The organism is Methanolobus profundi (genome assembly GCF_900114835.1).
GTDB lineage: Archaea > Halobacteriota > Methanosarcinia > Methanosarcinales > Methanosarcinaceae > Methanolobus > Methanolobus profundi.
This window is the reverse complement of record NZ_FOUJ01000003.1, coordinates 62,541-76,752: the sequence shown is the minus strand read 5'-3', so window position 1 is coordinate 76,752 and position 14,212 is coordinate 62,541. Positions and strand designations below refer to the sequence as shown.

General features: G+C 34.9%; 10 protein-coding genes. 6 read left to right on the top strand and 4 right to left on the bottom strand.

Translation table 11 applies throughout. The annotated features are described in order from the left end of the window. Position 1: 1 nt before the first annotated feature. The 5 genes from BM008_RS07920 to BM008_RS07900 all read left to right on the top strand — a co-directional run bounded on the left by BM008_RS07920 (position 2) and on the right by BM008_RS07900 (position 6,407). On the top strand, positions 2-1,345 hold the full coding sequence (locus BM008_RS07920) for a nucleotide sugar dehydrogenase (protein ID WP_091935860.1): 1,344 nt from the start codon (positions 2-4) through the stop codon (positions 1,343-1,345). 10 nt (positions 1,346-1,355) lie between these two features. Then, positions 1,356-2,696, top strand: coding sequence for a phenylacetate--CoA ligase family protein (locus BM008_RS07915; protein WP_091935858.1), 1,341 nt, complete (start codon positions 1,356-1,358; stop codon positions 2,694-2,696). Further along, the gene (locus BM008_RS07910; protein WP_091935857.1) at positions 2,693-3,868 is read left to right on the top strand and encodes a glycosyltransferase; all 1,176 of its coding nucleotides are present in this window, start codon (positions 2,693-2,695) and stop codon (positions 3,866-3,868) included. Before BM008_RS07915 ends, BM008_RS07910 begins: the two co-directional genes overlap by 4 nt. Positions 3,869-3,885: 17 nt before the next feature. Then, complete coding sequence (locus BM008_RS07905) at positions 3,886-5,658, top strand: hypothetical protein (protein WP_091935855.1); 1,773 nt, start codon at positions 3,886-3,888, stop codon at positions 5,656-5,658. A 164-nt stretch (positions 5,659-5,822) separates the two neighbouring features. Beyond that, on the top strand, positions 5,823-6,407 hold the full coding sequence (locus tag BM008_RS07900; RefSeq protein WP_091935854.1) for a DapH/DapD/GlmU-related protein: 585 nt from the start codon (positions 5,823-5,825) through the stop codon (positions 6,405-6,407). 437 nt (positions 6,408-6,844) lie between these two features. Here the strand turns inward: BM008_RS07900 and BM008_RS07895 are convergent, their stop codons facing one another. Beyond that, positions 6,845-8,131, bottom strand: a complete 1,287-nt coding sequence (locus tag BM008_RS07895; RefSeq protein WP_091935852.1) for a flippase — start codon at positions 8,129-8,131, stop codon at positions 6,845-6,847. Positions 8,132-8,149: 18 nt separating this feature from the next. After that, on the bottom strand, positions 8,150-9,169 hold the full coding sequence (locus BM008_RS07890) for an acyltransferase family protein (protein ID WP_091935851.1): 1,020 nt from the start codon (positions 9,167-9,169) through the stop codon (positions 8,150-8,152). Positions 9,170-9,536: 367 nt separating this feature from the next. On the opposite strand from BM008_RS07890, the gene BM008_RS07885 reads away from it, so the two are divergent. Then, positions 9,537-10,871, top strand: coding sequence for a type IV pilin N-terminal domain-containing protein (locus tag BM008_RS07885; RefSeq protein WP_091935849.1), 1,335 nt, complete (start codon positions 9,537-9,539; stop codon positions 10,869-10,871). A 138-nt stretch (positions 10,872-11,009) separates the two neighbouring features. On the opposite strand, the gene BM008_RS07880 is transcribed toward BM008_RS07885, so the two are convergent. Continuing rightward, positions 11,010-12,392: an ATP-binding protein gene (locus BM008_RS07880; RefSeq protein ID WP_245747972.1), complete on the bottom strand. Its 1,383-nt coding sequence runs from the start codon at positions 12,390-12,392 to the stop codon at positions 11,010-11,012. A gap of 625 nt (positions 12,393-13,017) precedes the next feature. Beyond that, positions 13,018-14,199 (bottom strand): argininosuccinate synthase, encoded by a 1,182-nt coding sequence (locus tag BM008_RS07870; protein WP_091935844.1) that lies wholly within the window; start codon positions 14,197-14,199, stop codon positions 13,018-13,020. Positions 14,200-14,212: the final 13 nt, after the last annotated feature.

The window sequence follows — 14,212 nt, the reverse complement described above, 5'->3', positions numbered from 1 at the left end:
AATGGCATTGAATAAATTTAACACAATTATTGAAGATTGTAGCGCATGTGTAGGAATTATGGGTTTAGGATACGTAGGTTTACCTCTTGCGATTGAATTCTCTAAAAAGTTTGATGTAATAGGTTACGACGTCAATCAGTCAGCAATTGATCAACTTATGAGTGGTAAATCTTATATTCAAGATGTTCCTGATTCGATAGTTGCTTCAAAACTAAACAAATCATTTTATCCAACAACTAATCATGAAAAGTTGGCCAAATGTGATTTTATTATTATTTGTGTACCCACTCCTTTAACATTAGAAAACGAACCCAATCTTGCTTATGTGAAAAGTGCTTGTGAAACGATTGTTAAAACATTAAGGAAAGGTCAGTTCATAATACTTGAAAGTACAACTTACCCAGGTACAACTGAAGATGTGGTTCTTCCAATACTGGAATCTACTGGTTTAAAAGTCATAGATGATTTTTGTCTTGCATATTCTCCTGAAAGGATAGACCCCGGAAATGCAAATTATACTGTTTCAAACACTGCTAAAGTTGTAGGTGGTATTACAGAAGAGTGTACTGAAATAGCTTCTAAACTTTATGGAAGTATAATTGAGCAAATCGTTCCTGTACAAGATGCAAGAACTGCTGAGGCTGTTAAAATAGTAGAGAATATCTTCAGAAATGTAAATATTGCACTTGTAAATGAACTGGCATTGATATTTGAAAGAATGGACATTGATACGTGGGAAGTTATAGATGCTGCAGCAACTAAGCCATATGGGTTTATGCCATTTTATCCCGGTCCTGGGATTGGTGGACATTGTATTCCACTTGATCCCTTTTACATGTCCTACAAAGCCAAAAAATTTGGTTTAATTCCACGATTTATTGAAACGTCAGGTGAAATTAATAATTTCATGCGAATTCATACAATTAACTTAGTGGAGAAAGGACTAAAGCAAGTTGACAAAAAAATTTATGGATCAACTGTGGCAGTAATGGGACTTGCATATAAAAAAGATATTGCTGATACAAGGGAATCTCCAGCTAAAAAAATAATTGAGGAATTGGTTAATCTTGGAGCAAAAGTAAGAGTTTATGATCCATATACTTCAGAGATAAAAACAAATGCTGGCGTATTTATCTCTGAAAATACTATTGAAGACACTTTAAATGAAGTGGATTGTGCTATATTTGTTACGGATCATAGTAAATTTAGGGTAATGAATCTTCAGGAAATAGTTGATGTCATGAAACATCCTGTTGTAATTGATTGTAAAAATCTATTTTCAAATACTGATAAATTAGTTTATTTTGGAATTGGAAAAGCGTGCAGTTTCGTAGATAACAAATGAAGGGTTATTTATGCTACAAAAACAACTATTTCGACTAGCACATCAGCTTCAGTGTCCTGAATTTAATTCAATGTATGATCATGTTGTAAAAAATCAATGGAATTCTTATGAAGCCCAGAAATTAGACCAAGAACAAAAACTTCGGTATATGATAAAATTTTCATATGAATATGTTCCGTACTATCATAAACTTTTCAAAGAATTAGGTCTAAGGCCAGAAGCTATCAAAACAATTGAAGATTTAGAAAAACTCCCCATTCTGAATAAAGAGATTATTAAGAAAAATTGGGATGATTTTAAACCTCGAAATCTAAAATCTATGCAATATTATAATTGGACAACCGGAGGGTCAACTGGCACACCTTTAAAATATCGTTTATCAAAACCGAATCGTTTTTTAGGTGCTGCTTTACTTTATAGGGGATGGGGATATGCAGGATATAAACCAGGAGATAAGAAAGTATTTTTAGCAGGAACATCTCTTGATGTGGGGTCAAATCCTTATATCATTAAAAAAATTCATGAAATAACTAGAAATTTAAAAAAACTTTCAGCTTTTGATATGAATGAGTTGGAAATGAACAATTATGTTAATGTGATAAATTCCTTCAAACCAAAAATGATAAGAGGATATGCATCATCCATTAATTTTTTGGCTAAGTATATAGATGAAAATGGTTTACATATAGAATCTCCATTATTTGTATCAACAACTTCTGAGAAATTGTATCCAGATATGCGAGAAAAAATTATAAACGCATTTAATTGCGATGTTTTTGATGCTTATGGTTTAACTGATGGTGGTGTTGGAGCTTATGAATGTCACGAACATAATGGTTTGCATATAGATACAGAAAGAAGTATCATGGAAATATCTTCAAATGATGGAGAACAAATTAATAGTGGAGTCGGCAAAATACTTGCTACTAATTTAGGAAATTTTGCGATGCCATTTATTCGTTATGATACCGGTGATCTTGGTGATATCATTGAAGATTCTTGTAGTTGTGGGCGTGGTTCACGGTTATTAAAGGAAGTTATTGGAAGGGATAAAGAATTATTGATTACGCCCGATGGAAAACATGTTCATGGGGCTGCTTTCTATAATAATATGATAAGTAAATTCAATGATGCTAATAGTATTGTAGAATGTCAGATTCTTCAAAAGAATAAGGATGGTATTATTTTCAATATGGTTTGCAAAGATGATTTTAACAAATCTCAATTAGATTATATACGTGGGACTATAATGAAAAAGAATGGTTGGGATGTAGAGTTTAGGTTTGTTGATGAGATTGAGCGGACGAAAGCGGGAAAGTATAAATTCATAGTTAATGAGGTTAGTTTATGAGTTCCAATAATTTGTTAGTAATTACTAATAATTACCCAAATGAAGATGATTCTTATGTAGGCGGAATATTTGTTAAGGAACAAATAAATTACTTAAAACACTATTTTAAAAATATATATGTTATTTCTCCAGTTGCATATGGTATAGATAAATTTAGAAAAACAACTTATAAAAATTATAAGTATGATAATGTGGAAGTATTTTATCCTAAATACTTTAATATACCATTATTTTATTTTTGTTTTAAAGATTCATGGATTTATTTTGCTACGAAAGCAATAATTAAATCGATTGAATCTAAAAACCTTAATTTTGCTATTATTCATTCACATTTTACGTGGCCTTCTGGCTCATGCTCAATTAAAATAGGGGATAAATATGATGTGCCAGTTATAGTTACTGAGCACACATCAATAACTTTCCAAAGAGCTGTGGAAAGAAAAGAGAAAATATTTATTGATACATGGGATAAATGTGATGCTATTATTAGAGTTCGAAAAAATGATATAAGCTCATTTGAGTCTATAGGTATATCTAAGAACAAAGTTTTTCCCATTCCTAATGGTTTTGATTCTTCTATTTTTTATAATGATAACACCTTAGAATGCAGAAAAAAACTTGGTTTACCATTGGATAAAAAAATATTGTTATATGTTGGTAATCTCTATGATGAAGCAAAAGGTCATAAGTATTTAATTGAAGCTATGAATGATGTAGTTAAATATAGGGATGATGTTTTTTGTGTCATCGTTGGGAATGGAAAACTAAAAAATGTAATTCAAGATCAAATTATGGATTTCAAGTTAGAAAACTATGTCAAACTTGTTGGAGGCAAATCTCATGATGAAATACCACTTTGGATGAATTCCTGTGACATATTTGTTCTACCTAGTCTCAATGAAGGAAATCCTACAGTAATGTTTGAATGTTTGGGTTGTGGTAAACCATTCGTTGGAACTAAAGTGGGTGGAGTTCCAGAAGTAATTATTTCAGATGAATACGGTTTATTGGTCAATCCTGGCAATTCAAGAGAGTTGGCGAACAAAATACTGTCAGCATTGGGCAAAGATTGGGATTCAAATGTTATTACTAATTATGCTTACAATTTTAGATGGGAAAATATATCTAAGCAAATTATAACTGTATATGAAAAAGCAGGGTATGTTCACTAGCTAGGTCATGTGATTTTATGAGAATTAATAGAAATCAAATACTTTCACTTTTAGCTATTGTGGCTTTTTTTTTATTAATAAGAGGTCTATTGCTCCTAAAATTTACTATATCAGTTGGGTATATTACAAATATATATTCAATGTTTCCACTTAGCTTTTACTTAGGATTGATTATTACTTATTTTATTGCTTCATTTTTAGTTTTAAATGAAAAAAAGGTTCTAGGAACAATAATTCTCTGCATGAATCATTTAGAGGTACTTTTGATACCTTGTATGTTAGGATATTATTCAATGGGTAGAGCAGATGATATGACTTATATTGGAGAATATTTGCAGATTAAAAACTCAGGTCATATTGCAAATTGGGATATTTATCCTGCGAGTCATATTATGGGAGCAGTGAGTTCCCATATCTCTAATTTAGAGCCTCATGTAATAGCTTTAATAATTCCTGTGCTATTTTCTTTTATGTTTTGCGCGGGAGCTTATTTATTTTCAAGGATCTTACTTTCATGTCAATTTGCAAATTTGATAGCAATACCGTCATCATTTATCTTATACTTAGGCATCTACAATTTTTTAAATGTTCCTCATGCTTTATTTTTTGCATATATGCCATTTTATTTATATATTATTACTTTGTACATGAAATCTAATCATAAAAGATTATTAAGTTACGTTTTCATGTTTATTTTGCTCACATTAGTTTTACCTTATAGTCATCCATTCATTGTTTTCTTTGTATTTGTATTATTTATATATTATATATTGAGTCCGCTGATTTTTAAACATCTTGGAAATCAATCAGTAGTAAATTTTTTCAAATTAAATAGTTTGTTGGTTTTAATTATATCCTATCTTGCTTGGTTTGTTTATCAAGGGCGTCTTCTTAATGATTTAGTTAAACAAATACATGTTTATATAAACCAAATAGGGCGTGATCCTACGGCAATTTGGACTGCAGAGAAATTAAGTCAAGTAAATTTTGATTATTTTGATTACTTTAAGCTATTAATTTTTTTTTATGGCAGGTATATTTTTCCAACAATCTTTATTTTAATAGGTTTTATTTTTATTTTTCACAATAGGCAAAAAATCTCACATGTATTTTTTAGAAAATATTTTGCTATTATAGTATTATATCTTCTATTTGCACTAATACAACTTATTCTTTTGTTCAATCCATTAATTGTGCATCAACCTGATAGAATAATGAATCTTAATTTTATTGTATATGCGCAAATACCTCTTTTTTCTATATCACTTTATCTTATTTTTAAAAAAAACAACTCATTAACTCATGTTTTACTAATTTGCAGTATTCTTACATCAATTTGGGCAATTAGTTTTTTTGGAGTTTTTGATTCTCCTAATGTGTATCGTCCAAATGTTGCTCTTACAAATAATGAAATTCAAGGAATGACTTGGTTTTCTGATTCAAAGATGAACTATCCTATAAATATGATGTTTGAACAAACTTCTAGATATCCTGACATATTTGGATTTGCACGCTCAAATTGGGTTTATAAGGATACAATACCTGACCACTTTGGTTATGGTTTAAATGTATCTGATTTTAGTGAGGTATATTTTGATTCTTTTTTAAGTGATTATAATTATGGCTATCTTCTTATTACCTCATATGGGGAATTGCTGTATCAAGAACTTCCAGCTCATAAAAGAGCTGGTAGGTTTAACAAAGAAGATTTTGAATTAATTAGAAATGACCCTTCTATTAACAAAATTTATGATACGTTAAATCTTGATATATTTATTGTTAGTTCATGAGCAACTATGACTCTTAAGTAGTCTTGTATTTATATTTATATCTTATCTACATGGATAGGTGATTCTGGTTTATTTTATCCAAACATTTTATTATCCTTACAATATATTGTATTAATATCTTATGGAGTTCTTAAATAGTTGTTATTGTTATGGATGAGGTTATTATGCTGATAATAGTTGATTTAATAGTAAGATTAAATGGTGGATTTTTTGAATTAAAAAACAAAATTAACAGCACCAACCATTTATTAGTAAAAAAAATATATCTTTTATTATATGTTTTGTATTTAAAATCTAATTGTAGTTTTATTGGTTACAATTCCATATTTGCAGCAACTCCCACTTTACCACATGGAATTAATGGGATTTTTATTTCAGGAAATGCTGTAATAGGTAAGAATTGTGTTATTTTTCAAAACACAACCATAGGTTCAAATACTTTACCAGACTCCAAAGGATTGGGATCTCCTACAATAGGTGATAATTGTTATATTGGTGCAGGTGCCGTAATTATTGGTAATATTAATATAGGAAACAATTGTAGAATAGGTGCTAATACGACGGTTTTTCAAGATATTCCTGACAACTCTGTAGTTATTTCTTCAAAACCGTTGATTATTCAAAAAGATAACTTGAATAATCATTTTTATTCTAAACATGGAAATAAATGGGTATACTGTGAAGAAAACACATTTATACCTGAAAATGATGTTGATATTTTGAATAAATTGAATAATGCATTCAAATAATAATTCATGTATTGTTGATTTTATATTTATCATATACTCAATTAATTTTTTATTGTGTAATACGTGGTTTATTATTATTATTCCGTAGTATTATGCATATATTTAAAAGGTGCTAAATTGGATAGCAGCTTATAATTACGATGCGGTGAATCACTTAGTTACCAATAGATTGATAGTAATTATTGTTGATATGATTTCTTATATATTAAAGGAATGTGAATGAATATTACGATCAATAGAAATCCTTATTTTGATTACAGTATGTGGTATACTGCCTAGCAAGTTTATTCATTAATATCTTGAATTTGCTTTTTTACGTAATTTTCTGAAGATTTATAAACAACACATCCGTATTTTTGTGTTTCAATAGCATGTAATTTCAAGGAAATTAATCTTTTTTAAAATACTATGATAAAACAAAATGGGGAATAGTTTTTCTACATGTCATACTTTGTAACCTGGCTTATAATGTGTTTTATGATAATGTAATGGAAAACAGTCAATAGAATTAGTGTGAAAGATGTTGCTATTGCTGCACCAATAATTCCAAAATTTGGAATTAGCAGGGTATTCATTAAAATGCTTAATAGCGCTGAGAATAAAGCAACCTGATATGATAATTGAACACGTCCAATACTTGCATAAAAAGTACCAATTGACATGAACATAGAGTATATTGTATAGCCAATAAGTAAGATTAACAATGGAGTGTATGCAGGTAGGTAAGCATCTTCAAAAATGAGAACTATCAATTTTTCTCCAAACATCAGCAGAATCAGGGAGAAGAATAGTGATATTATAAGTACTTTCAAAGTAACACTTTTAAGTAAATTCAATATTGATTCATATTCCTTCTTTGCAAAACTTCGAGCAATCATGGGCGTGGTCACTCTTTGAATAGCACTGGGTATAAGTGTAATTCCTTGGATAAAAATCATGGATACTGCGTAAAAGCCAACTTCTGTTTCATTGAGATAGTATCCTATCATCAAGCTGTCAATGTGTGCATAGATATAACCTATCGAGTTTCCAAGGACCACATAAAAACCAAAATTTAATATTTCTTTTAAAATACTATTTTGCAGCAGTGATATGCTTGGATATAATAGATAAGAGTGAATGGGAATTATAGAGAGCAAACCGATTACAATTGTCGGTAATACAAACCCTAAAACCGCTCCGTAAACATTCATCTTTAGAAAAAGGACTAAAAATGCTGATAAGAACAATACTGAGATATTAAGCAAAATGTTAAGAAAGGCGTAAGCTTTCATATTCCTAAAACCATTAAGAGCTCCAATAGCTGCTTTATGCATTGCGATGAATGGAAAACAGATAGCTATTGTCTTCAATAGATTAGTCATTTCAGGTATTGTAAATATACTGTTGGCAATAATGTTGGATGACAAAAGAAGGGCTATCCCCATAATGACTCCTGTTATAATAGAACCAGCTATTCCAGAGGAGATATATTTTTTTATTTGATTAATATTATCACTGAATTCAGCGATATATTTAGTTAGGGCAGCACCAATCCCAAATGCAGCAAACTGCATTCCAAACATATAAATAGTGAATACTAATGTATAAACTCCAAGTCTCGATGGTCCAAGTTCTCTTCCAAGGATTATTCTAAGAATTAAATGGGACAGAGAAACTGTAGCAAGACTAATAAAAGACCATTGCACGTCTTTCATTGTTTTGCTCATGTTTAATATTGACATTCTAACCTCTATGAAATATCATTTTATCTTTGCTCGTTTTTTACATATTATGAAAGGAATATAATTATTTATTACGTATATAATTGGGATAAGGAAAATAATCACTAAAATTAATTTTAGTGCAAATAAGTAAATCCCCGTTTGAATTGAAATTATGGGGCTCAAAAAAAGTATCATGTACTTAATTGAAGAAATCAATGGATAATGAATTCCTAATATTATTATACTATTTTGTCCATAATATGATAGAATATTACTTGGTTCTATTTTTAGGAATATGTGCATGTAGAAAATAATCCCTAAAAATGCCGATGTATAAAATAATATGTAGTTATTATAAACTAAATTATACATATCCACTCTTTTGTTCAATAAGCAAAATGATAGACTGAAAACAAAAAGTAAAAATAATGTGTATGTATTCTGTGTAGGTTGTTTTATTTGAAAATGCTTCTTTAAAATATTTCCAGCAGCATAGAATATAATTGCAACAAATGCTATATCAAGTCCCCACGGTAGGCGGATAGTAACATTACTACTATATAAATATCCTATTAGCGCACTTGCAACTAGTATAATCATCAATTTCATTTTTTTTTCACTAACTTTTGTTAGTATATAGAAATATGTTAGTTCCGTTATAAACAAACAGGGTAAAAACCACAATGGTGTATTTATAATACTTTTACTGATTGCAAAAATACTAGTGTATAAGTTGTATATTATTCCATTTCCAAGTAATTCTATGTTGGTAATATTTGGTTCGTACATGTAATCAGTGATGATGTAATATAAGTAGGATATTAATGTAAATGTAAAATATGGAATTACTAATGAATTTATTTTTTTTCGGATAAACTGGATTGAATTATTTTTGTATTTTTGATAATTAAATAGGTATCCTGATATGAAGAAAAACAACGGCATATGAAAAGAGTAAATATACGTATTTAATCCTTCAGATACATCGTTTAAATGGCCTATGACAACTAGTATTATTGCAAATCCTTTTAAAGAGTCAATCCATTGATGTCTCATAACTTTATGATACCAGTTTGATTATTTTAATGTGTATTTAATTGACAACTACTTTGGAATACATTTTTTAGTTTTATTCAGGTAATAACTACTAGCAAATAGTCAAAATCAAAAAAATTATCCAATACCACCATTTTTCGAATCACCCATATCGTTTTGTGAGCATGGCTAGATGCCTGTACTTTTGTACTCCACTGGGTACACTAAACCATTTATACATATTTAAGTTTTGTGAAATTTTATTGTGAAAAATTTGCACAGATGGTGGGTGATGTCGAGTATGCTGCATCTAATATCTGTATTAAATACCAACTATATTATATATTATCCGTGATAATACTATTCACAAACAAAAAGACGACCGCCCATGCCCAACAACCAAAATTCATTCCTGAACAATACGCAAGCAGTCTCCGAAGTGATAGGAGAGGTGCTTCTGACAGCCATTGCTGTGCTTGCATTCTCTGTCATAGCTGTGTCTGTGTTCTCGTATGCGGACCCGCAGGAGCAGGTTCATGCGGACATACAGGGATGGGTGGACGTGGACTCTGACACGGTCTATCTTCGTCATGCAGGTGGCGAGAGGGTCGATATCACAAAGACACGGGTCCTGCTGGATATCAATGGGACCAGGTGGGAGTTATCTTCATCTGAACTGGAACTGGTAAAGGGCAGTGACATATGGGATCTTGGTGAGACCATCATGATCAACACTTCAGACCTGTGGTCGCAGAGTATTGGTGAGGATGACAACGTTGCCATTATCATGCTGACCACGGACTCCAATCTTGTGATAAAGAGCGGTACTCTTCTTGGTGAGGCTCAGGATGTAACAGGCTCATCCGGTGGAGGAGGAAGCGGAAGCAACGGAACCACGCCGACAGCTCCGGTACTTTCGGGACAGAGCCCACTGACACCTTATGAGAGCAATACCTCCACTTCCGTGACCTTCAGCGCTACCAGCAGCCAGGCATCCACAAACGAGTTCCTGCTCAACGGTCAGCATCTTGCATGGTCCAACGGCACCAGTCCTACATATACCAACACGACCTCGGTAGATGGTACTTACACGGTCACGCTCATTGCAAGGAACACTGTGGACCCACTGCTCACCGACTCGCTCACATGGACATGGACAGTGACCACACCTGCTCCGGTAGTATCCACTGGTACCAACATGGTCCTGCAGAAGAACAATAAAGGCGGGTACGTCGCAGACGGTGACTATATCAAATTCAGAACCGGTGGAGGTGGAGGTGGTGGTAGCTCCATAACAATCAATGGTGTCACAACCGGCATACCTAACAACAGGGATGTCATGCTTGTCATGAACGGTCAGCAGAACACAGGCGAAATAGATATAGGCATATCAGGTGGTTCCAGACGTATAACTACCTATGACTTCAATGTAGAGTTCTACCTCAACGGTGTCCTGACAAACACCGGTGACATTGACAGCATCTTCATCAGTAAGGCAGATAACATCGAGTCCACACTCACATACTACCTGCCATCCGATCTCTCAACAACATACCTGAGCGAGAACGGCGGCAGCAACGTCATCATAGACTGGTTCCCTGCCAATGGTTCAGAGATCACTCTCTACAACATAACACCAAGCAACAGTATCAACTTCAGGATGGAGTACGATGCCAGCCATACATACATAGCTGGCTTCGATGCTGATTATTCTATCAATTGATCAATTTCTATTTTAAAAAGTGACCATCAAAGCTATATTGATATACTGCAGAACGCAACCATACGCCGCAGGCGGCACTTTGCATTATTGCTGAAAAGAGGAAGATCATTACTTGCTGGAATGATCAATGATATGGTTCTATAGGAGTTCCTCCAGTTCCCATACAGAAAAACCTTCATCTTCAAGCGACTTCCTGTCCTCTATCTTTCTTGCAGCGATCCCTATTTTGAAACTCATTCCTGATACTTCGCTGACAAGTTTTGCCTTGTCTGTAGTTGAGTTGAGAATTCTCCTTGCCTCGTTCCCGGTAAGTTCTCTGTTCTTGATCTCGATCGCCAGAACCTTTCTTTTCTCGCGATCTATGGCAAGTAGGTCTATCTCATCTCCTTTCCTGTTCCACCAGCTTCCAATTTCAGGATACTCGGAAATGATCCTGTCAGCTATCATCTCCCGGACCATATCCTCGAAAAGTTTCCCTGTGTAGCTCTGCCACTCCTGCAGAACGGTGTCTATTATCTGGTCATATTTACCAGCCATGTACTGGCTCAATGATGGATAGATGAAACGTCCATAGAACCTGAAGAAATTATCCTTGAGGAAATATCGACCCTTCTTGCTCTTTTTTAGATCATCCGTAACAGGTATCCTGTACTCAACTATTCCAAGCAGGTCCGCAAGGTCATAGAAATAAGGGGAAAGGGAACTTGAAGATACGTGCGTCATCTCCGCTATCTCGTTTTTGGAACATTTGCCCTGTGATATGGCGGATATTATCTCATAATAGGTGGAGTGTTCCTTGCCGAATTCCTCTATGAGGATATCCCTTACCTCGTCCTTCAGAGGTGCGAACTCACTGAACACGAGCTTTTCAAGTGCATCAAGGAAACCGGTACACTGGTATTTTTCGAAGAGGCGGTAATAGTAGACCGTTCCTCCGAAAAGGAAGTACAGATTCAGTTTCTCCTGTGTATCCGTGATGCCCATGCCATCAAGCATGGCAAAGGTCTCGCGAACCGTGAAAGGTCGCAGTGTCAGTATGTTGTCCGCCCGCTTAAAGAGCGGAGCCTGCTCTTCGATGAATATCTTCCTTATCATCCCAATTGAAGAACCGGATACGATGAGAAAGACCCTGCAATTGTCCGTCTTCATGTCCCAGTATCGCTGAAGCTGCGTAATGAAAGAAGGATAGATCTTAAGGAATCTCTGGAATTCGTCAATAGCTATCACCATGTCTTTGTCATAGGATGTGATGAACCTGAGGAAATTCTCCGGCTCTTTAACATTGATGTAATCCGGCAGGTCCATTTCCTCCCTGAGCATCCTGTCGAACTCATCCATGAGTATGTCAATACTCTTGTTGCTGTCCACAAAAAAATAGAGCGCCTGCCTGTCTCTGCTGAACTGTTTGATAAGCTCGGTCTTTCCGACCCTTCTTTTCCCGGTTATCACGAGAAAGGACGGCTTGCTTTTGTCCAGGAGGGACATTAGGGTGAGTTCTTTCTCCCGGTTGTAGAATTCCATAATGATTATTTTTGTAATCATTATATTTATAATCATTGTTTATGAGGCCAAAGATAGTTAAAAATGAGCTTTGAAGAATACACATTTGAATATCTTATGCAATCGTCATCCTTGTCAAGATATTTTGCTACAACACTTATGAAATCTATCACGTTTTTAAATTGCAGAGATTCAGAAAAAGAATTGAAGGCAATATATTTGTATTCATTTTTTCGGATCATGCCGGCTTCGCCGGACCCTTCGGGAAGGTTTTAGTTATTTACGATTTCCTGTTGGTAGCACTTATTATCCACCGTAACCTTATGTTTCTGGCAGATCTGCAACAAATAATTGGCTACAAATAAATGTGACATCCGCCGTAGGCGGCACGTTCCTTTACTAGAATTCTGGAGAGTCTTTAAATAGTGCAGTTATTGAAAACAGTTGAGTTCAAAGTTGCATTATATATAAAAAAGTCATACTTCCAATTTGGCACAACATTTCAAAGGAGTAAATACTTGGTCAAGGGCCTATGCTTTTCTATAAAGTAGCATTTTCCAGTATAAAACTGACTGTAGATGAAATTGCACTACAGATCAGAGTAACGTTGACAAAAAAATAGAGAATTAGAAAGTGAAGGTGAACTTCACTTTTCAATAACCTTCTTGTACATCCTTGCCTGGAAGCCATGGTACTTTGCAAAGCCCTCGGCATCCTTCTGGTCGATGGTCGCACTGTCAAAGGACACGAGGTCTTCTGAGTAGAGTGCATACGGGGATGTACGTGCGAGTATGATAACGCTGCCCTTGTGCAGTTTCACTGTCACAGTACCGCTAACACGTTCCTGTGTCTTGTTGATGAAAGCATTGAGGTCTGCGTAGAGTGGTTCGTCAACAAGGCCGTAGTAGGCAAGTTCTGACCACTGGTCGTCAACACCTTTCTTGAACTTCAGCTCTGCCCTTGTGAGTACAAGCTTCTCAAGGTCCTTGTGAGCTGTGAGCAGTACAGTTGCTGCAGGGTGCTCGTAGTTCTCACGTGCTTTAAGTCCGAGAACACGGTCCTCGATCATATCGGTCCTGCCGACACCATGGGAACCTGCTATCTCGTTGAGCTTGATGATAAGTTCAACACCGTTCATCTCCTCGCCGTCAAGGGAAACAGGGACACCGTTCTCAAAGCCGATAACAAGTGTCTGTCCTTCAGGAGCTGCTTCAGGGGAAACGGTCCACTGGTAGATCTCCTCAGGTGGGATAAATCCAGGGTCCTCAAGCTTACCGCCCTCGATACTGCGGCTCCAGATATTCTCGTCAACACTCCATGGCTTTGCGCTTGTGACACTTACTGGTATGCCGTGCTTCTTAGCATACTCGATCTCCCATTCACGGGTAAGGTTCATGTCCCTCATAGGTGCGATGACATCCATGTCTGTAAGGCGGAAAACTGCCTCGAAACGAAGCTGATCATTGCCTTTGCCGGTACAGCCGTGTGCAAGTGCAACAGCGCCTTCCTTCTCAGCGATCTCAACGACCTTCTTTGCGATGAGTGGACGTGCGATGGATGTGCCCATGACATATCCTTCATAGTCACCATTGGCCTTGATAAGAGGGAAGATATAATCATTGACGAACTCCTCACGCACATCAAGGGTGAAGTGCTTGTCACTGATCTTCTGTGCCTTCTCTGTAGCCTGTTTGACATCATCCTCAGGCTGTCCTACATCAACGGCGACAGTGATCACTTCATCGTAGCCGTATTCTTCTTTGATAAGCGGAATGCACACTGAAGTGTCAAGTCCGCCTGAATAAGCAAGTACTACTTTCTTTGTCATAATATCAGATCCT

What these genes read in the sequence shown, in the direction of transcription:
- BM008_RS07920 (WP_091935860.1), top strand. Translation starts at nt 2, where the DNA reads ATGGCATTGAATAAATTTAACACAATTATTGAAGATTGTAGCGCATGT.
- BM008_RS07915 (WP_091935858.1), top strand. Translation starts at nt 1,356, where the DNA reads ATGCTACAAAAACAACTATTTCGACTAGCACATCAGCTTCAGTGTCCT.
- BM008_RS07910 (WP_091935857.1), top strand. Translation starts at nt 2,693, where the DNA reads ATGAGTTCCAATAATTTGTTAGTAATTACTAATAATTACCCAAATGAA.
- BM008_RS07905 (WP_091935855.1), top strand. Translation starts at nt 3,886, where the DNA reads ATGAGAATTAATAGAAATCAAATACTTTCACTTTTAGCTATTGTGGCT.
- BM008_RS07900 (WP_091935854.1), top strand. Translation starts at nt 5,823, where the DNA reads ATGCTGATAATAGTTGATTTAATAGTAAGATTAAATGGTGGATTTTTT.
- BM008_RS07895 (WP_091935852.1), bottom strand. Translation starts at nt 8,131, where the DNA reads ATGTCAATATTAAACATGAGCAAAACAATGAAAGACGTGCAATGGTCT.
- BM008_RS07890 (WP_091935851.1), bottom strand. Translation starts at nt 9,169, where the DNA reads ATGAGACATCAATGGATTGACTCTTTAAAAGGATTTGCAATAATACTA.
- BM008_RS07885 (WP_091935849.1), top strand. Translation starts at nt 9,537, where the DNA reads ATGCCCAACAACCAAAATTCATTCCTGAACAATACGCAAGCAGTCTCC.
- BM008_RS07880 (WP_245747972.1), bottom strand. Translation starts at nt 12,392, where the DNA reads ATGGAATTCTACAACCGGGAGAAAGAACTCACCCTAATGTCCCTCCTG.
- BM008_RS07870 (WP_091935844.1), bottom strand. Translation starts at nt 14,199, where the DNA reads ATGACAAAGAAAGTAGTACTTGCTTATTCAGGCGGACTTGACACTTCA.